The 20,498-nt window shown below is 47.9% G+C and carries 17 protein-coding genes; 3 read left to right on the forward strand and 14 right to left on the reverse strand.

The genetic code is table 11. The annotated features are described in order from the left end of the window. The first annotated feature begins 85 nt into the window (after positions 1–85). Complete coding sequence (locus AC1HDP_RS10015; RefSeq protein ID WP_479638636.1) at positions 86–1,066, forward strand: pentapeptide repeat-containing protein; 981 nt, start codon at positions 86–88, stop codon at positions 1,064–1,066. A 317-nt stretch (positions 1,067–1,383) separates the two neighbouring features. Continuing rightward, a complete protein-coding gene (fdhF, locus tag AC1HDP_RS10020) occupies positions 1,384–5,598 on the forward strand; it encodes a formate dehydrogenase subunit alpha (protein WP_479638637.1) in 4,215 nt (1,404 codons plus the stop codon). 94 nt (positions 5,599–5,692) lie between these two features. On the opposite strand, the gene chrA is transcribed toward fdhF, so the two are convergent. The 3 genes from chrA to mltC form a co-directional block, all read right to left on the reverse strand. After that, positions 5,693–6,874, reverse strand: coding sequence for a chromate efflux transporter (gene chrA, locus AC1HDP_RS10025; protein ID WP_479638638.1), 1,182 nt, complete (start codon positions 6,872–6,874; stop codon positions 5,693–5,695). Positions 6,875–6,945: 71 nt separating this feature from the next. Continuing rightward, positions 6,946–8,097 carry a 23S rRNA (uracil(747)-C(5))-methyltransferase RlmC gene (gene rlmC, locus AC1HDP_RS10030; protein ID WP_479638639.1) on the reverse strand — a complete coding sequence of 384 codons (1,152 nt, stop codon included), beginning with the start codon at positions 8,095–8,097 and terminating at the stop codon, positions 6,946–6,948. A gap of 241 nt (positions 8,098–8,338) precedes the next feature. Continuing rightward, positions 8,339–9,427: a membrane-bound lytic murein transglycosylase MltC gene (gene mltC / locus AC1HDP_RS10035; protein WP_479638640.1), complete on the reverse strand. Its 1,089-nt coding sequence runs from the start codon at positions 9,425–9,427 to the stop codon at positions 8,339–8,341. A gap of 265 nt (positions 9,428–9,692) precedes the next feature. Here mltC and AC1HDP_RS10040 point away from each other — a divergent pair, with 265 nt between their 5' ends. Further along, a complete protein-coding gene (locus AC1HDP_RS10040) occupies positions 9,693–10,712 on the forward strand; it encodes a class I SAM-dependent rRNA methyltransferase (protein WP_479638641.1) in 1,020 nt (339 codons plus the stop codon). Between the two features lie 66 nt (positions 10,713–10,778). Here the strand turns inward: AC1HDP_RS10040 and AC1HDP_RS10045 are convergent, their stop codons facing one another. From AC1HDP_RS10045 to AC1HDP_RS10095, 11 genes are all read right to left on the reverse strand, one after another. Then, positions 10,779–11,549, reverse strand: coding sequence for a helix-turn-helix transcriptional regulator (locus tag AC1HDP_RS10045; RefSeq protein WP_479638642.1), 771 nt, complete (start codon positions 11,547–11,549; stop codon positions 10,779–10,781). A 96-nt stretch (positions 11,550–11,645) separates the two neighbouring features. Continuing rightward, positions 11,646–12,149: a YbhB/YbcL family Raf kinase inhibitor-like protein gene (locus AC1HDP_RS10050; protein ID WP_479638643.1), complete on the reverse strand. Its 504-nt coding sequence runs from the start codon at positions 12,147–12,149 to the stop codon at positions 11,646–11,648. 187 nt (positions 12,150–12,336) lie between these two features. After that, complete coding sequence (locus AC1HDP_RS10055; RefSeq protein ID WP_479638644.1) at positions 12,337–12,783, reverse strand: cold-shock protein; 447 nt, start codon at positions 12,781–12,783, stop codon at positions 12,337–12,339. 192 nt (positions 12,784–12,975) lie between these two features. Continuing rightward, positions 12,976–13,503, reverse strand: coding sequence for a superoxide dismutase [Cu-Zn] SodC (gene sodC / locus AC1HDP_RS10060; protein WP_479638645.1), 528 nt, complete (start codon positions 13,501–13,503; stop codon positions 12,976–12,978). 153 nt (positions 13,504–13,656) lie between these two features. Then, positions 13,657–14,544 (reverse strand): cobalamin-binding protein, encoded by an 888-nt coding sequence (locus tag AC1HDP_RS10065; protein ID WP_479638646.1) that lies wholly within the window; start codon positions 14,542–14,544, stop codon positions 13,657–13,659. A gap of 126 nt (positions 14,545–14,670) precedes the next feature. Further along, complete coding sequence (gene cobO / locus AC1HDP_RS10070; RefSeq protein WP_479638647.1) at positions 14,671–15,294, reverse strand: cob(I)yrinic acid a,c-diamide adenosyltransferase; 624 nt, start codon at positions 15,292–15,294, stop codon at positions 14,671–14,673. Beyond that, on the reverse strand, positions 15,287–16,858 hold the full coding sequence (locus AC1HDP_RS10075) for a cobyric acid synthase (RefSeq protein ID WP_479638648.1): 1,572 nt from the start codon (positions 16,856–16,858) through the stop codon (positions 15,287–15,289). The genes cobO and AC1HDP_RS10075 overlap by 8 nt, the downstream gene beginning before the upstream one ends. Before the next feature lie 168 nt (positions 16,859–17,026). Then, positions 17,027–17,605, reverse strand: a complete 579-nt coding sequence (cobU, locus tag AC1HDP_RS10080) for a bifunctional adenosylcobinamide kinase/adenosylcobinamide-phosphate guanylyltransferase (protein WP_479638649.1) — start codon at positions 17,603–17,605, stop codon at positions 17,027–17,029. Then, positions 17,602–18,399 carry an adenosylcobinamide-GDP ribazoletransferase gene (locus tag AC1HDP_RS10085; protein ID WP_479638650.1) on the reverse strand — a complete coding sequence of 266 codons (798 nt, stop codon included), beginning with the start codon at positions 18,397–18,399 and terminating at the stop codon, positions 17,602–17,604. The genes cobU and AC1HDP_RS10085 overlap by 4 nt, the downstream gene beginning before the upstream one ends. After that, entirely contained in the window at positions 18,399–19,481 is a 1,083-nt protein-coding gene (cobT, locus tag AC1HDP_RS10090; RefSeq protein ID WP_479638651.1) for a nicotinate-nucleotide--dimethylbenzimidazole phosphoribosyltransferase, read from the reverse strand. Before cobT ends, AC1HDP_RS10085 begins: the two co-directional genes overlap by 1 nt. Further along, on the reverse strand, positions 19,474–20,472 hold the full coding sequence (locus AC1HDP_RS10095; protein ID WP_479639871.1) for a FecCD family ABC transporter permease: 999 nt from the start codon (positions 20,470–20,472) through the stop codon (positions 19,474–19,476). The genes cobT and AC1HDP_RS10095 overlap by 8 nt, the downstream gene beginning before the upstream one ends. Positions 20,473–20,498 lie beyond the last annotated feature (26 nt).

Below are 20,498 nucleotides of genomic sequence, written 5' to 3' on the forward strand. Positions count from 1 at the left end.
TTATTCATGACCTTGTAAACTTAAGTCCAAAAAAATTTATGGCGCTGGACGAGTAGTTTGTTAAGCAGTGGCTATACTTAACTACATGGAAAATACAAAAACATGTTGTTACAAGGAAGATATAGGACATGAGTGCCACGCGCCTGCGTTGGCATCCGACTTATGTTTTTGGCACGACGCCAAACAAGTCAAAGATGGTCCCGATATAGTCCACCAACTCGAAGAGCACGCTCGCAGCGGCGGCATGCTTAGAGGTATTCATTTACGTCACGCCCAACTCAAGGGTATAGATCTCGTTCATCATCACAGCAAAACAGGCTATGACATGAGTCATGCAGATTTATATCGCGCTAACTTGCATGGGGCGCATTTATTTAACCTCAATCTTGAACACGCCAACGTCATGAAGGCTGACTTACGCGATGCTAATTTGCATCTCACTCGCTTGCATCAAACCAATTTATTAGGTGCCAAGTGGACTGGCGCTAAAATAGAAAACGTTCATATCGGCCCACATATTATTCAAGAACAACAAGCCTATCGCGCCGAAACTGTCGGTGAACAAGAAATCGCCCAAGACTATTTTGAGCAAGCCGAAGAGATTTATCGCGATCTGCGCCGCGCGGCTGAACATGAAGGGCTATTTTCCATGGCGGGCGAATACATACAAAAAGAGCTAGTCATGCGCCGCATGCAAATGCCCAAATACAGCAAGAGACGCATGATATCTAAGCTTATTGATATTTTTTGTGGTTACGGTGAAGCGCCGCTGCGGGTAATTTTCTTTTCAATGGCATTAATCTTGGGCTGCGCTTGTGTGTATTTTTTCACCGGCCTAATGTTTGGCGGCCAATTACATGTGGCTACCGACACTATGCAATGGGGTGAGTATCTATCACTCTTTCTTAACTGCGTTTATTACTCTGTCGTCACCTTTACCACCTTAGGCTATGGCGATTTTACGCCCATAGGTTACTCCAAAGCTGTCGCCGCCTTTGAGGCATTTACTGGCAGCTTTACCATAGCCTTATTCGTGGTGGTGTTTGTGAATAAAATGACCCGTTAACCCCAAAATTCATGTTAAATGGCTATTACTGGTTTCGCCATCAAACGACTTATCTTATTTTAAAGTCAGTTTTGCAATCACTACCCACCCCGCAGATTACGCACCAGTTCACACAATCAATAGCTAACATAAAACCCTAAGCACGCTATGGCGTAAAGCGTGAAGCACACCACTTTTTCACCACAAAGATGCACTGGCATGACCAAAGTGCCGACCTCCCCTAGGTATACTGAAACCAATGTATGCATCATCAGCTATACATCAACGACTTATCGTCTTCTTATCGCGCTGTTTTATAAAAGATTAAGGTCCAAACAATGGTTACTCTCATTATTGATGGTCAGACTATTCAGGCACACGCCTCTGACACCATACTGCAAGCCAGCCTCAAGGCCGGTATAGATATTCCCCATTTATGCGCCAATCCAGGAGCCGATAAGTCCCCGCAAGAATGTCACTTATGTACTGTGGCCTTGCATTTTGATGATGGCATCCAATATCGCCAAGCCTGCTCGACCCAAGTGATGGCCGATTTAACTATCACCACTCAATCTCAAGCCTTAAGTGCTATGCGCCAAAAGGCATTGCAACTGATATTGAGCGATCACTTTGCTGACTGTGAAGCCCCGTGTCAGCAGGCCTGTCCCGCTGGGGTTGATGTGCAATCGTACTTGTATCACATGGCCCAAGGAAATCATCAGCAAGCGGTAAAAGTGATTAAGCAAGCCTTACCTATGCCGTTATCCATTGGCCGCGTGTGCCCCGCCTTTTGTGAGACTGAATGTCGCCGCAACTTAGTCGATGACTCGTTAGCGATTCGCCAATTAAAGCGCCACGCCGCCGATATCGACCTTGAAAGTGAAGAGCCTTGGATGCCAATGCGCGCCGCTGACACAGGTAAAAAAGTCGCGATTATTGGCGCTGGGCCGGCTGGCTTAAGCGCGGGTTATTTCTTATCTAACCAAGGTCATGACGTCACTATTTTTGATGCCATGCCCAAAGCTGGCGGCTGGTTACGCTATGGCATACCAGAATATCGCCTACCTAAGGCGATTTTAGATAAAGAAATCGAGCTTATGTGCCGTAACGGCCTAAAAATCGAGACCAATTGCCGCTTGGGCGAGCACATTCAACTGCCGGATTTAGTGGCTAATTTCGATGCTGTTTGTTTAGCTATTGGCGCGCAAAAAGCGGTAGCTATGGATTACCCCGGCAGCGAACTAGCTGGCTGCTATTTAGGTGTGGATTACCTTAAAGATTTTTGCACTGAGCGCCATCTCATCACAGGTAAAAAGGTCGCGGTTATTGGTGGCGGCAATACTGCCATTGATTGCGCGCGCACCGCAGTGCGCACTGGCGCCGATGTCACCTTGATTTATCGCCGTACCCGCGCCGATATGCCGGCCGAGCCTTATGAAATTCATGAAGCGGAAGTGGAAGGTGTTAAGTTTCACTTTCTAACGAACCCACTTGAAAATCATAGTGATGAACATGGCCGCGTCAGCGCCATCACGTTAAGTAAAATGGCCTTAACTGAGCCCGATGCCTCAGGGCGATGCTCACCCAAAGCCACAGGTGAAAGCTTTACCGAAGCCTTTGATACCGTGATTGCCGCAGTATCGCAAATGCCCGACATGGACTTTTTACAGCAACCACAAAGCCAATTAGCCAATGGCCAATTAGCATTAACGCGCTGGAATACCTTTGCGGGCTGCGAGCATACTATGTCGGCCGGTATTGAGAAGTTATTTGTGATTGGTGATTCGCGCCGCGGCCCTGCCACTGCAGTTGCCGCCATTGGTGATGGTCGGCGCGCCAGCGAAGCCATACATAAGCAGCTCACCACAGGCTTAGTGTGCGAGCTAGTACCGCACCCATTTAATGCCAGTAAAGGGCCGCTTAAGAGTCAGCAGCTTGATGCTGATTTGTACGCCAACGTCGTTAATCAGCCGCGCAAAAAAATGACAGAATTATCAGGCTTAGAGCGGCAATTAAACTTTAGCGAAGTTGAGCGTGGCTTTAGTGAAGATGATGCCTTAGCTGAGGCGGCGCGCTGTTTAGAATGTGCTTGCCAAGCCAACACTCAATGCTCACTTCGCGACTATGCCACTGAATATAAAGTGGATAGCGCCAATTTAACCAGTGAAGCGAGTCAGCGCTTTACGGTAGATAAGAGCGCCCCTTTCATTCAATTTGATGCCAATCGCTGCATTAGCTGCGGTGCCTGCGTCGATATGTGTCAGCGCCAAAGTGGTCACAATGCCATTTGTTTTGAGCCTAATAATTTCTCAGCCGTGCCAGATGCAAATCCCCCTCTCATGCGCCGCGCGCCAAGGGCTGGCTTTAGCGCTACCATGGCAGATAGCGACTGCGTGCAATGCGGTAACTGCGTGCAAGTGTGCCCAACAGGCGCCTTAACCGATGCCCGCGATAAATCCCAAGCGCGCATCACTAAGCTTGAAACCGTATCAAGCGTCTGCACTTATTGCGGCGTCGGTTGCCGTTTAGTCATGCATGTCGATAAAGCCAACAATGTGATTAAACATGTTTCAGGTGATGTGGAATCTCAAGTCAATGAAGGCATGCTATGCGTTAAAGGCCGCTTTGGCTTTGACTTTATCGGTAGCGACTTGCGCTTAACTACGCCGCTCATTCGGCGCAATGGTAAGTTAGAACCCGCCAGTTGGGATGACGCCATTAGCTTGATAGCTAAGCGTTTTAGCAACATTAAGGCTGTGCATGGCGCCAAAGCGATAGCGGCGTTATCGTCAGCTAAAGCCACTAACGAAGAAAACTATTTACTGCAGAAATTTGTGCGCGCCGTACTAGGCAGCAACAACATAGATCACTGCGCCCGTCTTTGTCATTCATCAACCGTTAGCGCCCTCAATGCCAACTTAGGTAGCGGCGCCATGACCAATGATATCCAAGGCATTAAGCAGGCGGATTTAATCTTTATTTTAGGCTCTGACACTGAATCGGCGCACCCCATCATAGCGTCCAGAATTAAAGAAGCGGTGAATTATCACAAGGCGCGCTTAGTGGTCGCTGACCCGAAAAAAGTGTCGATTGCCGATAAAGCTGAGTTTTATATCAGCCATAAACCGGGCACAGATGTCATGCTCCTTAATGCCCTGATGCAGCAAATCTTAATCAATCACTGGCATGACCTTGATTATATTAATGAGCGCACTGAAGGCTTTGAGGCGCTTTACACTGAATTGATGAAGCCAGATTACAATTTAGAGACGGCGGCAAACATTACCGGCGTATCGCAAGATAATCTCGCAAAATTAGCCCGCATGCTCGGCACTGCCAGCAAAACTGCTGTCTTCTATGCCATGGGCATTACCCAGCATACTTCTGGACATGACAATGTTACCGCCATTGCTAACCTGCAATTATTGCTAGGCAATATTGGCATAGAAGGCGCGGGGATTAATCCCCTGCGCGGTCAAAGCAATGTGCAAGGCGCTTGTGACATGGGTGCCCTGCCCGACTACTTACCTGGGTATCGCCGTTATCATGACAGTGACAATCTCGCGCGCTTATCTGAGTTATGGCAAGCGCCATTAAGCACAGATGAAGGCATTGCCGCGACCTTTATGATGAAAGCCTTAAGTTCAGGCGAGCTTAAAGCCATGTACATCATGGGGGAAAACCCAGTATTGAGCGACCCAGATCAAGCCCACGTACTGCAAGGCTTAACGAGCGCAGAATTTATTGTGGTGCAAGATATCTTCTTAACCGAAACCGCAGCTTACGCCGATGTGGTATTGCCAGCAGCAGCGTTTGCCGAAAAACGTGGGCATTTCACTAATACTGAGCGCCGCGTGCAGCAATTGCAGCAAGCAGTAAATCCGCCGGGGCAAGCTCTCGCTGATTGGCGCATTATTCAGGCAATTGCCAATGCCATGGACGCTAACTGGCGCTATGACTCAGAAGAAACCATCTGGACTGAAGCCATTATTGCTACGCCGCAGTACCGCGGTATGTCTTGGGACAGATTACGTCCTATTACACTCACGGGTAAACAAGGCCTGCAGTGGCCATGCCCAGATACTAGCCATGCTGGCACTAAAGTGCTGCATCAAGGCGGTTTTATCCGCGGTAAAGCTAAGCTTGAGGCGGTAAGTTATCGCCTGCCCGCTGAAATGCCTTGTGATGATTATCCGCTAATTTTATCAACCGGCCGCTTACTTGAGCAGTTCCATACAGGCACGCTTACCCGTAAGACCCCAGGGCTTGATTTACTCGGTAGCCCTAAGGTGATGATGTCTGTGTATGACGCCGAGCACTATGGCATTAATAATGGCGATACTTTAGAGCTCAGCACTCGCCGCGGCACCATTACCATTGATGCCTTTGTGAGTAAACGCGCTCAGGTAGGAGTGCTGTTTTTGCCGTTCCACTTTGCTGAAGCGGCGGCCAATAAGCTCACTAACAATGCGCTCGACCCTGTGGCTAAAATTCCAGAATATAAAATCTGCGCGGTGAAGCTTAGAAAAGCTGAAGAGCCAGTAAGCGCTTAACACAGCTAATCATAAGTATCAGGCAGCCACACTAATGGCCGCCTGATACTGATAGTTAAGCCTTAAACCGTTAAACCTTTAAATCTGTATACAGTTAAATCATGGCCAGCACAGCGCCTGTCACCACAAAACTTGCTACTAGCAGTAAAATTGATGACCTAAACCAGCGCAATAAAGCCAAGCCCGTTAGCACTAAGGCCACATCCAAAGAATCCGTCACTGCGCTAGTAAATACTGGGTCATACAAGGTACTCACTAATAACCCCACCACAGCGGCATTTAATCCAGCCACAGCGGCCATGACTTGGGGTCTGCGGCAAAGCGCTTGCCACGCACCAATCAATGCCAATAACAGTAAAAATCCCGGTAAAAAAATGGCCACCGTAGCCACCAAGGCTGCCATAAGTGGTGCTTGTGGCCACATTTGCGCGCCAAAGAAACTCGCCACACTAAACATGGGGCCTGGGACTGCTTGCGCTAGCGCATAACCACTTAAAAAAGTGTCGGCACTTAAGCTTCGGCCAACACTGTTTTCAAGTAATGGCAGTACTACATGACCGCCACCAAATACTAAGCTACCGGCTTGATAAAACTCTGCAAATATCGACATCAAGCCATTACTAGCCAGCGTTAATTGCCACAGACTGAGCATTAACAGCAAGGCAAACGCCAATAACCACCACCAGTTGATACCAGTCATGCCATGGCCACTCAGGCTCGGTAAATCATGACCCTTGGGTGAATGTTTATCGCTTGATAACCAGCGCCAACCCGCCAATGCCGCGAGCGCAAGCACTAGCATTTGCGCGGCGGTGCCTGGCACTAGCAGTAAAGCCACTGTGGCACTTAACATGATCAAACGCGCGGCGAGCTTATGGCAAAACTGCGCAAATAACGCCATCACGGCGTCAGCAACTATCACTACGGCGAGCAGCTTCAGCCCATGAATTGCGCCTTGCACGGCAGCTAGATGTAAAAATTGACTGCTAGTGATGGCAAATAAATATAAGAGTAGAAATGATGGCAGGGTAAAACCGATAAATGCGGCGATAGCGCCGCTAAGCCCAGCTTTATGATGACCTATGGCAAAGCCTAATTGCGACGAACCAGGGCCCGGTAAAAACTGGCTAACGGCCACTAAGTTGGCAAATTCACGCTCATCGAGCCAGCGCAATTGCTCAACAAAGGTATAGCGAAAATAACCAATGTGGGCGGCAGGCCCGCCAAAGCACACCCAGCCTAAGGTAAAAAATCGCACCAATACTTGCCACGTCATATTGCATCCCCGCCATTATAGAAGGGCTAGCATATGACACTTTGATGACAATTCAATGACCTAACTGATGTTTAAATTCGCTCCAGCAGCGCCATTACTTCAAAGTGATGGGTATGGGGAAACATGTCGAATAATTGTACCCGAGTCACCTTGTAACCACGGATATGCTGTAAATCTTGCGCCATGGTTTTAGCATTGCAGCTTGAATAAATAATATGAGCGGGCGCAAATTCACTTAACGACTCACATAAGGCGGCGCCTATGCCCCGTCTTGGCGGGTTCACTATGATGATATCGGGCACGTCGCTAGCCTCTTTGCCGGCCGCAAATTGGGTCGAATCTAACGCGCTAAAACTGACATTACTCAGGCCCAACTCTTGGGCAGACATTAACGCGCAGGCAATCGCTTCAGCTTCAATTTCAATACCGGTCACAGCCACAGTTTGACTCGCGCAGTGCAAGCCAAAGCCGCCAACACCGCAGAATAAATCCCACACACATTTAGGTGCTGAGTCAACGGCCATTAATTCTGCCACCCAATCGCGGGCGGTAGAGTATAGGCGCTCAGCCACTTGCGGGTTAGTTTGAAAAAAGCTTTTCGGGCGAATGTATAAAGGCACCTGATTAAATACTTCCGCTAAACGGGTTTGTTCAGTGAGAAATATCTCTTCATCGCCTTCTAAACGCGCCATATGCACAGGCTGCAGATTGACTGACACCACTTTAATTTGCGGATATTCACTTAATAACTTAGGTAATTCACGCTCAATTCTGGCAATAGCTTGCTCACTTCTCAGCACAAAGCGCAGCAGATATTCGCCATTGACTTGGCTGCGGGTTAACAGCACAAATTTAAGCTCACCTTTGGCTTTATCTACTCGATAAGGCGGAATGCCCGCTTGTTGCACAAACACTTGTAGGCGCGCCAATAACTCTTGCATATCGGTAGGATATAACGGGCAATCACATAAACTTATGCTCTGGCCTTGCGGGCTCACTATGCCTAACAGCGGCTGATGAGCCGCACCTAAGGCCACCATTTTGGCTTTATTGCGAAACGCCAATTCAGGACCTGTTACGGGCGCTAAAAATACGTTTGGGTCTACTTGCGGCAACAGGCTCTTGAGCTCTGTCATTTTGGTGTGTAATTGCAACACCATAGGCTGGTCGAGAAGGGGGCAAGATAGACATTCGGCGGCGGCAAAATGACGACAAACAGGCATAGCTTAGACTCATAATAAAAGTTGCGGCGTACTTTACCGTTTTTATATTTAAGGCTCAAGTCTTGGATATCGAGTTTGATACTTAAGCTTTATACCTTAAATTTTAAGGTGTTAGCCTTGTGGCCCGAGTTTTAAAAATGAGTTTTAAGAGGGATAGTTAAGAATGAGTTTGAAGATTGAATTAGATGATTAAGCGAGTCGGCTAAAAATGCACTAGGCAATGTTTAGCCGACCACTATGGCTATAAACGCCCTTGATTAAACTCTTGCTTAAATTGCAGTACTTTTTGCAAATAGCGCCGCGCTTCATCCTTAGGGTGGCGCGTCGTTAACGCCCAGTACAACTGCTCAGGTTTTAAGCGATTAATATCATCAACCGCGCGCACTCTGTCGTTATTAAAGGTTGTCAGCACGCCGCCCGCGCCGCCGTTGTAAGCGGAAATCATGCTGTACTGCAAATTAGTCGGATGGGTCACCCCTTTTAAATACCTAAGCTTAAGTATTTGAAAGTAAGCCACGCCGGTATCTATGTTATTGGCTGGATTAAACAAATAAGCACGGCTTGGCACGCCGCTGCGATTTTTCACTAACCTAAACACATCCGCGCCCGCAGTATTGGGCATGACTTGCATCAAACCATAGGCGCCAGAGCGACTCACGGCATAAGGGTTAAAGCTACTTTCGGTTTTGATAATCGCATAAATCAAATCTTCAGCAATGCCGTAACGCTTAGCCGCTGCGGTAATTAAGGGCGCATATTGGCGTTCGCGCTGCAATAAGTGATCGCTCACCATATCAATCACTATGTAGTGCACCTTGATATCGCCTTGCTGTTGATGACTTAACTTATTGGCAAGCAAGTAATCGGCAAAACGCTCAGCCCGCCACTCCCACTCAATTAGCTGACCATTTTGATCTACCACTTGCCCCAGTAAAAACGGCTTTTGGCTCACAGCGACTTTAGAATCTGTGTATAAATCCACCTCGCTAGGATCGCCGCTCATCAGCAAGGTTTCAATTATCGCGTGACGTAAACTCGCTTGAGTTTTTTTATTATCAACTGTGCCTATATAGATTTTGCCTTGATTAAAATCGATATGGGCACGGGTACGGTAGCCATCGATATATTTGACATAGTGATGACGACTGGCCTCAAGATAATTGTCATCGCCCCACTCTTTTTTAACGCCCTTGGCAAAGGATGCCATTAGCACTTCAACCCCAGGGTCAAGCGGGCTTCCACCGCCTTTAATGGGCGGCTTAATCGCATCGGGCGTTTGGCTACAGGCGGTAAGCCAGAGCGCAGCAATCACAAATAATAATTTCTTCATCGTATTTAGCTATATCCACCGAAAGTCGAGATAATAACACCAAGCACTAATTTACGGGTATCCCACTAATATAACGGCTTGAATTACCGCCACATTAACCAACAAACCATTAAAAACTCATTAAAGATACTACGTTTTAGCAACAAGTAACATGCGCGTCTCCCCTCGCGACCACTGAGCGCTAGGCTTGTCAGGATCTTTAGCCGCAGATTTGCTATCATGACCCAGTCAACATCGACATCCTCCAGCTAAAGAGCCATCCTCCATGTCCATTACTCAGGCACTGCAACAAGCTTTGCAGCAACGCCAGGCCTTTTTTTCACTATCCCAGCAACAAGATACCGATTGTTATCGAGTATTCCATGGCACAGTCGAAGGCTGTAATGGTCTCAATATTGACCGCTATGGTGATGCTTGGCTGGTGCAAAGTTTTCACGATCCGCTTGATGCTGCGCAGCTGGATGAAATCAGCGCATGTTTGACCACTCATTTAGATTTGCCTGTGATCTATAACGATCGCTCACGGGGAAATTCGCGCATTAACAACGATCTCAGCCCGCAGCATGATGCTTTAGCTCATGATGAGCAGATCATGCGTGAAAATGGCATTAAATTTACTAGCCGTTTACGCCACGAAGGCCAAGATCCGCTGCTGTTTTTAGATATGCGTATTGGCCGCGAATACATGCAGTGCCACGCCCAAGATAAAAACGTATTAAACCTATTCTCTTATACTTGCGGCATAGGCACAGCCGCGGCCGTTGGCGGCGCCAAGCAAGTCATCAACGTTGATTTTTCATCGTTTGCACTGGCGGCTGGGCAACGCAATGCCAACCTAAACCAAGTCTCTGATGTGTGCGAGTTTGTGCAAAGTGATGTGTTCCCTGCCATACGTCAGTTAGCAGGATTAACAGTGGGCGGACGTCGCCAGCAGAAATTACCAAGCTATCCCAAGCTTAAGCAGCAACAGTTTGATTTAGTGTTTCTTGACCCACCAAGATACGCCAAAAGCCCGTTTGGCATAGTAGATTTAATCAATGACTATCAAAGCTTGTTTAAACCTGCGCTACTTGCCACTAAAAAAGGTGGCACTATCGTTTGCTGTAATAACGTCGCTAAAGTCGATAAAACCGCGTGGTTTGATAGCTTAGTGCGCTGCGTTAACAAGCAAGGCTTAAGCGTGAGCAAGGTAGAATGGCTTGATTGTCATCCAGATTTCCCAGCCTTTGATGATAATCACCCACTTAAAATCGTCGCCCTGACGATTGTTGATAACCTGGAATAATCTGTCTAAGTTGCATGAATTAACCTCCCAATGCTTTGCGAGGGAGGTTAACAAGCCAACTTAACCCTAATGGTTAACTAAGGTATGGGCATATTGACTCGGGGTGACGCCAAACTGCTGTTTAAAGCGCGCGCTGAAGCGACTATCCGACAGATAACCGCAGGCTTTAGCGACATCACCTAAAGATTGCTGTTGCTGCAATAAACCTAAGGCGTGATTCATCCGAATTTGCGCTAATAAATCACTAAAATGCTCACCTTCTTGCGCTAACTTGCGGGTTATGGTGGCGCGGCTCATGCCTAACTGCTGGCCCGCGGATGCTAAAGTATGCTCGGCGCTCGGCTCATTCATCAGTAAGCGACAAAGCTTGTGTTTAACGCTTTGCTGCTGAAAGCTAAACAGCATAGATAAGGCGCCAACGCTAGCCAGTTCGCTATATAGCCCCAGCAAAAATGCCGCTTGGGTGTCTTCACTTAAGCTTTGTTTTTGCATCTGCCATAACACTTCAAAACACCAAGCTAAATTAGAGCCGACGCTTAGCGTAATCGACTCAAGTTGTACTTGGCTTGATTGCGCCAATAAATGACTGGGGGGCGGCATTAATAAACTTAAGGTGCGCGAGTAGAACTCGCCTTGATGCGGGTGATTTACGAAAGTTAAATACTGGCCAGCAGAGCTCAAGAGCCACACATCTTTAGTGAGCGGTAATTCTTGCTGTTGCCACCATAAGGCCTTACTGCCCTTTTGCACCCAAGTAATAGTGGGGGCGAACATTTGCACATTGTGCAAATGCTGCGGGTGCCGACTCTTAAAGGTTGAAAACTGACAGATTGACATCGATAGCCCCAGCTAAATACATTTGCTCACCTATGATGCTGTTATAAGAGGCTTGTTGTACCACAGCCTCTTATACAAACAGCTTAAATACTAAGGCTATTCTTGCACATAAATGGCAGTCAAGGTGGCAGATGCGCTCGCGGTGGCGTTAAGCATAAAGCCGACCATAGCCGCCGATGGATTTTCTGGTAAATCTAAGCTAGCCACAGGCAATGCCCATAAGGTGAAATGGTATCTGTGCATACCGTGGCCTGCTGGAGGGCAAGCGCCGCCATAACCTAAGCTGCCGTAATCATTTCTTAACTCACGCGATCCCGCAATAGTGCCTGAAGCGCCGCGGCCAATAGAGATAACGCTGGCAGGAATATTAACCACTTGCCAATGCCACCAGCCTGAACCTGTAGGAGCATCTGGGTCAAACACAGTAATGGCATAGCTTTTAGTATTAGCAGGGGCACCTTGCCAGCTTAACTGGGGGGATAAGTTGAGCTGGCCATCACCAAAGGTAAAATCATCTCCCATGGGGCGGCCTTCAAAAATGTCATCACTGCTTAACGTCATGCCAACGCTGTTTTCGCTCAATACATGTATTGCTCTCATCACGCTATCCTCTTTGATTTGATAGCCAAAGAATAGTCCTATTTTAATAGCAATGTATTACGCAAAGGCTCAATTCTAATTAAATATGAATAATTTTGAGCCTTAGAGCCTTTAAAACTGACTAGCTATGATAAATCAGAACTAAGTAAGCGCTGACTAGATACATCAGCGCCTAAGACAGGGAACTTTACACTAAAGAAGGTGCAGCGCTGCTGCTGATGGCTTGAGATTGGAGTGCTGAGCTTGGCGCAGCAGGTGTTGAATCATTGGTGTATAACCGATAGAGGGCGGCGCAAACTAAAATCACCACAGCTATTACGATTAATCGCCCAAAGCTAAACAGCCAAGTAGGCTGGCTTACAGCGGCAACAACAGCTTGGGGTTCAATGGGCTGAGGTTTGGTTTGCTGGCAAGCATCAATTGCGGAATTAATGGCTTTGACTTTACCGTCGGCCTGCCTATCTAACTGAAACAAAATAATATCACCAATTTCAGGCGGGCGACTTGGCTGTTTCAGCGACGAGATATGAATAAAGACTTCGCGGCCAGCATTAACGCTAACGTCAGGCTTAATAAAGCCATAACCTTGGTTATGATGCCAACGAACCAGTTTTCCTTTGAGTAAGCTGCCCAAACGTCCTCCAACAGTGGGAAGGCATTAAATGGTTAGCACCTTCTTAAATTAGAATGACAGTCTGTCAGGACACATGAAAGCTTACAAGGGGTTAGCTAGGCTTATTTTTGGCAGCAAGCAATTGGCGCCCCCCAAACTCCCCCCTTAATCCACTAAAGCATCACTTGAGTGACAGCTAAAGGCTCATCTCGCTTACTTAGCAACACCGCAAGCCATACGCGCGCCGCCACCACCTAATGGCGCAGGATGATCTGAGTGATTATCACCGCCTATGTGCACCATAATCGCCTTACCTTTAATATCGCTGGCGGTTAAGCGCGGCGCTAATACAGGTGTGGTCGCTGTGCCATCGGCATTAACGCTTAAGCTAGGTAAATCGCCTTTATGATTATCTTTAGTCCAAGGATAGCCATGCTTACCAGTATTATCTGGGTCGAAATGACCACCAGCGGCGCCGCCTAATACAGTTTTACCCTCTTTAGTGCTAGGGTCGCAGCTGCCATTGGCATGCACATGGAATCCATGCTGACCCGCGCTTAAGCCTTTAAGATTAGGCGTGAATACTAAGCCATAGTCAGTTTCGCTAATTACGATTTCACCGATTGCTTGATTGCCATCTGCGCTTAATAAAGCCATGTCGACCACGCTGACATCGGCGGCATGAGCGGCGCTAAAACCTAAGCTAGATACGAGTGTGCCAATTACCAACATCTTGTTCATTTAAAGCTCCTTTTTTTACATTAGGTATTTTACATCAAGTGGGTTACATCCAATCGATACTTTCCAAGCGGCTAGCCAGCACAGGGTTAGTTGTGCATAGGTGCCAAGCTTAAGCCCAGTTTGAGCCTAGCTTGAGCTTAGCCATCAGGGTAACTATTTTTTCCTAGCAGCATCTAACGCCTGACACAGAGAACGAATACCAAGTAAGGCGCGTGGCGTAGGCCTGTGCAGTAAATCTGCATTTAACTGGGTGATATGCTTATTTTTTACCGCGGGGATCATGGGCCATTTACCCCAATCTATCCCTGATACATTACCATGATTTTCGCTTTGCAAAATCACTTGCGGCATAGCCATCACTACTTGCTCTACATTGACTTGTGGGTACTCAGACATGGAATCAGCAAAAATATTATCCCCATGACAAATGCTGATGATTTGCTGGATCCAACTGCCGTTAGCGACTGTCATCAATGGCTTAGGCCATAACTGATAAAACACGCTCACAGGAGGGATCATCTGGTATTGCTGTTCTATCATAGCCAATTGCGCTAAGTAATCAGCCGCCACCTTATCAGCCTCAGCTTGTAAGCCTGTTAGCTGCCCAAGCTCGCTTAAGGTAGTAGCAACAGATGAAAGCGTCTTAGCGTCTGAATTATAAAGCGTAATGCCAAGGCTTTTTAGGCGCTCAATATCTTCTGGACGATTGCCTGTTTGCCAATACACCACGAGATCAGGCTTAAGTGACACCACTTTTTCAATGGAAATCCCATAATAACCGCCAATGCTTGGGATTTTTTTGGCGTCTTCAGGAAAATCCGCATGATCTATGGTCGCCACAATGCGATTCCCCGCACCTATGGCATAAAGCAGCTCAACACTGTGGGGCGATAAGGCCACAATTGTCATGGCAGGCGAGCGCGCTGCCACAACTGGCGTATCAGCTTGACTAGCTTCTGTGTCAACCACGGTTTCAGCAACTGCCTGCAGCCCCATAAGTAACACTAATAAAAACACACAACGATTAACCAACCCTGTCATTATCTTTTCCATGATTATTCTTTTTTAAAACGCTTACTTACGTTTTCGGCCAACATTGAGGATTAACGCTAAAGCTTAGCCTTAGCCACCACCTCAGCCAAGTCATCAATATTTAGTCATCAGTGCTTAGTAATCAAAGCCTGGCTGCGCCTTAATGCCATTATCAAAGGCATGTTTAACCGATTGCACTTCACTCACAGTATCGGCAATCTCAATCACGGCGCGATGACAAGCGCGGCCAGTAATGATGACGTGCTGCATCGGCGGGCGATTTTGTAGCGCCTTAATCACTCTATCAACATCAAGGTAGTGATAACTCAGCATATAAGTGAGCTCATCAAGCATCACGCAATCTATGCTTTCATCTTGCAGTAACTGCTCAGCCGCAAGCCAAGCCTCTTCTGCGGCGGCGGTATCTTTTTGCTTATCTTGAGTCTCCCAAGTAAAGCCTGTGGCCATCACATGAAAAGTCACCCCAGCGCCTTCTAGCAAATTACGCTCACCGCACTCCCACGCGCCTTTAATAAACTGCACTACCGCCGCGCGTTTGCCATGGCCGACAGCGCGCGCCACAGTGCCAAAGCCCGAGCTAGATTTACCTTTGCCGTTACCTGTGAGCACCAATAAAATGCCCTTTTCATCTTGGGCGGCGGCAATCTTGACATCAACGCCAGCTTTAAGTTTTTGCTGGCGCTGTTTATGACGTTCAGCGTTAGTGTCGGTCGTTGGCATTTCAGTCGGCTTATCCATAATGTTGTTGATTTCCAGTATCTAGGCAGAGTTGTAGCAGTGAAAAATCTAAGTGTTGCTCTAAGGTATCAGCCAAGCGATTAAGGTTATCTTCGCGCAGCTTGTCCATATCTATGGCTTGCTGGCTATTGCCAAGACCTGCCCATTGCAGCAATAAGTTAGCGGCCTCTGGGTTATCAAATAGGCCGTGCACATAAGTGCCGAGAATTTGATTATCATCAGAAACCATACCATCAAGGCGCGCCTGCGTATCGCTTGTAGATTCAAGCGCTATGGCCTGCACATTAGGGCGCAGTAATTGACTCACGCCGCAGTGAATTTCATAGCCGTCAACAGCGGCGGTTTGTCCATTTAATTGCAGCTCACCGCTAACATTGCGCAGTTGCTTGTGTGGCTTAAGCTCGGTCACCATAGGCAGTAAACCTAGACCATCACTGACCCCTGCCTCGCCTTCAATGCCTTGGCTATCATCAATTTCAAGCCCGAGCATTTGATAGCCGCCGCAAATACCTATGACCTTACCGCCATAACGTAAATGCCGCTTAATCGCTGTATCCCACCCTTGTTGATACAGATACGCTAAATCGTCCCGCACTTGCTTGCTACCAGGAATAATAATTAAATCCGCCGCCGGCAGCGAGCTTAGCTCACTACTGGCATGCACTAAGGTGAGGTTTACTCGCGGGTGCTGACGCAAGGCATCAATATCGGTGTGATTACTAATGCGCGGCGTCACCAACACCAGCACATTGATGCAGTCTTGCTGCTCTGTTGGCATAGGTAAATCGGCAAAACCATCTTCAGCATCAAGCTGCAGATTATCCAAATAAGGCAGCACCCCAATCACAGGTTTGCCGGTGCGCTCTTCTAGCATCTTAAGGCCTGGCTCTAGCAGACTAATGTCGCCGCGAAAACGGTTAATCACAAAGCCTTTAATGCGCGCCTGCTCTGACGGCGATAACAGCATTAAGGTGCCAATCAACTGGGCAAATACGCCGCCTTTATCGATATCAGCCACTAAGATCACCGGGCAATCCACGGTTTCTGCAAAGCCCATGTTTGCCATATCACCCGCACGCAAATTGATTTCCGCTGGGCTGCCCGCGCCTTCCACCAGCACCATTTCAAATTGCTGCTGCAAGTTACGGTACGAGCTTAAAATGGCTTCAAACACTTGCGCCTTGGCTTTAAGGCTATGGGGTCCAAAAAACTCTTTAGCGGCAACTGAGCTGAGCACTTGGCCTTGCACAACCACTTGCGCTTGAGTATCGTTTTGAGGCTTTAACAACAGCGGATTAAAATCGTTACGCGGCGCTTGATAACAAGCCGCCGCTTGCAAGGCTTGGGCGCGGCCAATTTCGCCGCCATCAATAGTAACAGCGCTATTAAGCGCCATATTTTGCGGTTTAAAAGGGGCAACCTTATGGCCTTGACGCGCAAAGACGCGGCATAAACCTGCAACCACTGTGGTTTTACCGGCATCGGACGTGGTGCCTTGCACCATTAAGCAGCGAGCTGCGCGCTTTTGAGAGCTTTGAGTCATAATGGGGACCAATGTGTTCATACACAATCCTTTGTATTTTTTAGATAATTTGCTATCAGCGCCAAGGCCTTTTGGGCTCAGCGCTTACGTGTCGCTACTGTTAGTATCGACACAGCTCTTATCGATAGGATGCTATCGATACGGTTTTATCACTTCGGTGCTAACACTGCTGTCTTTGCGAACATAGCGTTAAGGCCTTGATTTAAGTGGCAAAGGCAGTCCTGCCACCACTAAAGTAACCTTATCAGCGCACGCGGCTACCGCTTGGTTGAGCCAACCGGCTTCATCAGTGAAGCGGCGCGATAACTCGCCTAAAGGCACTATGCCTGAGCCCACTTCATTACTGACGATAACTAAGTGACCACTAAAATCTGTGATGGCCACCAGCAGTTGCTGCTTAACTTGGTTAAAATGCTCTGTATCGGCCACTAGATGCTTAGCGTCATCACATAAATTAGCTTCATCACATAAATAGCCGCTTAACCACAAGGTTAAACAGTCCACTAGCACTAGTTGCTGGGGATGATTTAAGGCGTGTAACGTCGCCGCTAATTCAGTGCCTACTTCATGGGTGTGCCACTTGATGGCGCCGCCTTGCCTGTCTTTTTGATGGCGCTCAATACGCGCGCGCATTTCATCATCCAGTGCCAAGGCTGTCGCCACATAATGGCAAGAATAGCCAGGATAAGTTTGCACTAAATCGGCAATACACTGCTCAGCAAAGCGACTCTTACCACTGCGACAGCCGCCTATGACTAAATGCTTCATATAAGTGGTATCCATGGCATTAATTGACTGCCTGTAATGGCAAGTAGCAACAGATAAATCAACACTTCACTAAGCTGCTGCGCCGCACCTAAGGTATCGCCGGTATAACCGCCAATTTGGCGGCGAAACCATAAGACCAACAGTTGCCGACAGGCAATAAGACCTATGCCTAACACCATAATAGTGCTTAACGGCAGCGAGAATACCAGTACTAATGCCGTGAGTAATAATACACCTAAATCAATAGGTTGCTGCTGATTAGCCAGCGGCTTAGATTTACCTTCATCACGCACATAAGTTTCAGTGTAAATAAGGCTCGCCGCTAATACGCGGCTTAAACCGTGAGCGAGCACGAGCGCCACGACCGCAGCCATTAACGAATGCTCAGCCAGTAAGGTTAAGGCTTGCCATTTCAGCAATAAAATAAGCAATATGGCGACCGCGCCATAAGTGCCAAGACGCGAGTCCTTCATGATCGCAAGCTTATCGCTCACTTGCCAGCCGCCGCCAAAACCATCGGCAGTATCGGCTAAACCATCTTCATGAAAGGCGCCGGTGAGTAGCACGCTCAGCAGCATCACAATAATGACCACGACTGAGATAGGTAACCACTGGGCCAATATCACTAATGCTAGGCCGCACAGGGCGCCCATTAAAATACCGACTAAACCAAAGTAGCGACTGGCATGATTAAGCTTGTCGCTATCAACTTGTATGCTGGCAGGCACAGGAATGCGGGTGAAAAAGCCGATGGCAACCAGCATTAATTGCCATTCTTTGATGAGACGCGCCATCACAGCGCGCTGTCATCGTTAGCATTGGCAGGAACCACAGCATCGACCTTAGCATCATCAAAGCTTGCCATCTGGTTATAAAAATTCACTGCGGCCTCAACCATAGGTAAACATAAGGCGGCGCCGCTACCTTCACCAAGGCGCATGCCTAAATCTAAAATCGGCTCAGCATTTAATAAGTTCAGCATCAGCTGATGACCACGCTCGGCGCTGTTATGGGCAAAAATTAAATAATCGCGGCACTCTGGGTGCATGTTCACGGCAAGTAGCGCAGCGGCGGTAACAATAAAACCATCAATAATCACCAGCATGCCTTGCTCAGCGGCCGCTAAAATGGCGCCCGTCAGCATGACTATTTCAAAGCCGCCCACGGCAGCTAAAATCGCTTTAGCATCTTTCATTTTTTTGCGGTGAGTATTTAAGGCTAATTGCACTAAACGCACTTTATGCTCAAGGGCATCATCGCTTATGCCAGTGCCGCGTCCCACACAATCTTTGGCGTCCAAATCGGTTAAGGCCGCTAAAATGGCGGCGGCCGATGAGGTATTACCTATGCCCATTTCGCCAAGGGCCAATAAATTACAGCCTTGAGCTTGATAGTGATTCACTAAGGTGCGCGCCTGCGTTAAGCCTTGCTCCACTTGCTCTAAACTCATGGCATCACGCAAATGAAAGGCGCGAGTACCCGCCCCTAAACGGCAGCTAAAGAAATCCCCTTGATTGGTGACTTGCTCAGGTGCCGTTAACGGTTTAACTATGCCAGCATCCACTAAGCCCAGCTTAAAGCCCGTTTGCCGACAAAACACATTCACCGCGGCGCCGCCGGCTAAAAAGTTCTGCAACATCTGGCGCGTTACCGCTTGCGGCGCAATCGATACACCTTCATTGGCTATGCCATGATCGCCTGCAAACACCAACATGGTTGGTGATGAAATTGCTAATTTAGCTTGGTTTTGCACTAATGCCACTTGCAGCGCTAAGGATTCAAGCTTACCAAGCGCGCCTAACGGCTTAGTTTTTTGATTGATAACATGCTGAATGCTTGCTTGATTACTCTTATCTAATGACTTGATATTAAACATCGTGTTCCTGTTGCCGCCGCTTAAGTACAAAGAGAAAAAATACGCTACCTAGTGCGGCTGTAATAACGCCTACAGGTAACTCTTGATTAGGGATTAATAAACGCGCTAAAACATCCACCCATACCATAAAAATGCCGCCCGTAAGAGCTATCAGCAATAATGGCTGCCGCCCGGGGAGCAATAACCTAACTGTGTGTGGGATCATCAAGCCAACAAAGCCAATGCCGCCACAAGTGGCAACCAGCACAGCTGTAATTAATGAGCATAATAACAATACCTTAAGCCGTAAATTGGCGACGTTCAAGCCTAAAGTATGGGCAGTTTCATCGCCGCCTAACATGGCTAATAACTGCCGTTTCATCGCTAGCAATATGCCAAGGCTCACAAGCACTACCACGCTTGGCAGTAATAACCCTTGCCAAGTAGCAGCGCTAAAGCTGCCCAAGGTCCAAAACAGCACAGAGGCCGCAGCCATAGGATCAGAGAAATACAGCAATAAGCTCGCCAAGGCGGCAAACATAAAGGATGTGGCCACCCCAGCTAATAGCATGCGTTCCACCTGTCCATGCAAGCCTTTGCCGCTAACGCCTAACACTAAAAGCGCTGATAGACTCGCGCCAATAAAAGCGCCTATGGGCAAACTTAACCAAGACAATGCCGCGCTACCGAGCGCCGAGGTCATAACAACCACAGCCCCTAATGAGGCCCCCGATGAGATACCAAATAAATAAGGGTCGGCCAATGGGTTACGAGTCACCATTTGTAATACGGCGCCCGCTATGGATAAGCCTGCGCCTGCGATAAAGGCGAGTAAAACCCGCGGTAAACGCAGTTGCCACCATATTTGCCAGCTTAATGAATCCGGCGCGGCACCTGTGATAAAACTCATTACATCCTTGAGAATATGACTCATAGATAAAGGCACAGCCCCGAAACTGCTGGCCAGCAATAAGCTCAATAATAAACTCAATAACAAGCCCAGTAACATCATCACTAAGGCGGCGCTATAACTGAGCC

This window comes from Shewanella sp. ISS20 (assembly GCF_056522965.1).

What these genes read in the sequence shown, in the direction of transcription:
- AC1HDP_RS10015 (WP_479638636.1), top strand. Translation starts at nt 86, where the DNA reads ATGGAAAATACAAAAACATGTTGTTACAAGGAAGATATAGGACATGAG.
- fdhF (WP_479638637.1), top strand. Translation starts at nt 1,384, where the DNA reads ATGGTTACTCTCATTATTGATGGTCAGACTATTCAGGCACACGCCTCT.
- chrA (WP_479638638.1), bottom strand. Translation starts at nt 6,874, where the DNA reads ATGACGTGGCAAGTATTGGTGCGATTTTTTACCTTAGGCTGGGTGTGC.
- rlmC (WP_479638639.1), bottom strand. Translation starts at nt 8,097, where the DNA reads ATGCCTGTTTGTCGTCATTTTGCCGCCGCCGAATGTCTATCTTGCCCC.
- mltC (WP_479638640.1), bottom strand. Translation starts at nt 9,427, where the DNA reads ATGAAGAAATTATTATTTGTGATTGCTGCGCTCTGGCTTACCGCCTGT.
- AC1HDP_RS10040 (WP_479638641.1), top strand. Translation starts at nt 9,693, where the DNA reads ATGTCCATTACTCAGGCACTGCAACAAGCTTTGCAGCAACGCCAGGCC.
- AC1HDP_RS10045 (WP_479638642.1), bottom strand. Translation starts at nt 11,549, where the DNA reads ATGTCAATCTGTCAGTTTTCAACCTTTAAGAGTCGGCACCCGCAGCAT.
- AC1HDP_RS10050 (WP_479638643.1), bottom strand. Translation starts at nt 12,149, where the DNA reads ATGAGAGCAATACATGTATTGAGCGAAAACAGCGTTGGCATGACGTTA.
- sodC (WP_479638645.1), bottom strand. Translation starts at nt 13,503, where the DNA reads ATGAACAAGATGTTGGTAATTGGCACACTCGTATCTAGCTTAGGTTTT.
- AC1HDP_RS10065 (WP_479638646.1), bottom strand. Translation starts at nt 14,544, where the DNA reads ATGACAGGGTTGGTTAATCGTTGTGTGTTTTTATTAGTGTTACTTATG.
- cobO (WP_479638647.1), bottom strand. Translation starts at nt 15,294, where the DNA reads ATGGATAAGCCGACTGAAATGCCAACGACCGACACTAACGCTGAACGT.
- AC1HDP_RS10075 (WP_479638648.1), bottom strand. Translation starts at nt 16,858, where the DNA reads ATGAACACATTGGTCCCCATTATGACTCAAAGCTCTCAAAAGCGCGCA.
- cobU (WP_479638649.1), bottom strand. Translation starts at nt 17,605, where the DNA reads ATGAAGCATTTAGTCATAGGCGGCTGTCGCAGTGGTAAGAGTCGCTTT.
- AC1HDP_RS10085 (WP_479638650.1), bottom strand. Translation starts at nt 18,399, where the DNA reads ATGGCGCGTCTCATCAAAGAATGGCAATTAATGCTGGTTGCCATCGGC.
- cobT (WP_479638651.1), bottom strand. Translation starts at nt 19,481, where the DNA reads ATGTTTAATATCAAGTCATTAGATAAGAGTAATCAAGCAAGCATTCAG.
- AC1HDP_RS10095 (WP_479639871.1), bottom strand. Translation starts at nt 20,472, where the DNA reads ATGATGTTACTGGGCTTGTTATTGAGTTTATTATTGAGCTTATTGCTG.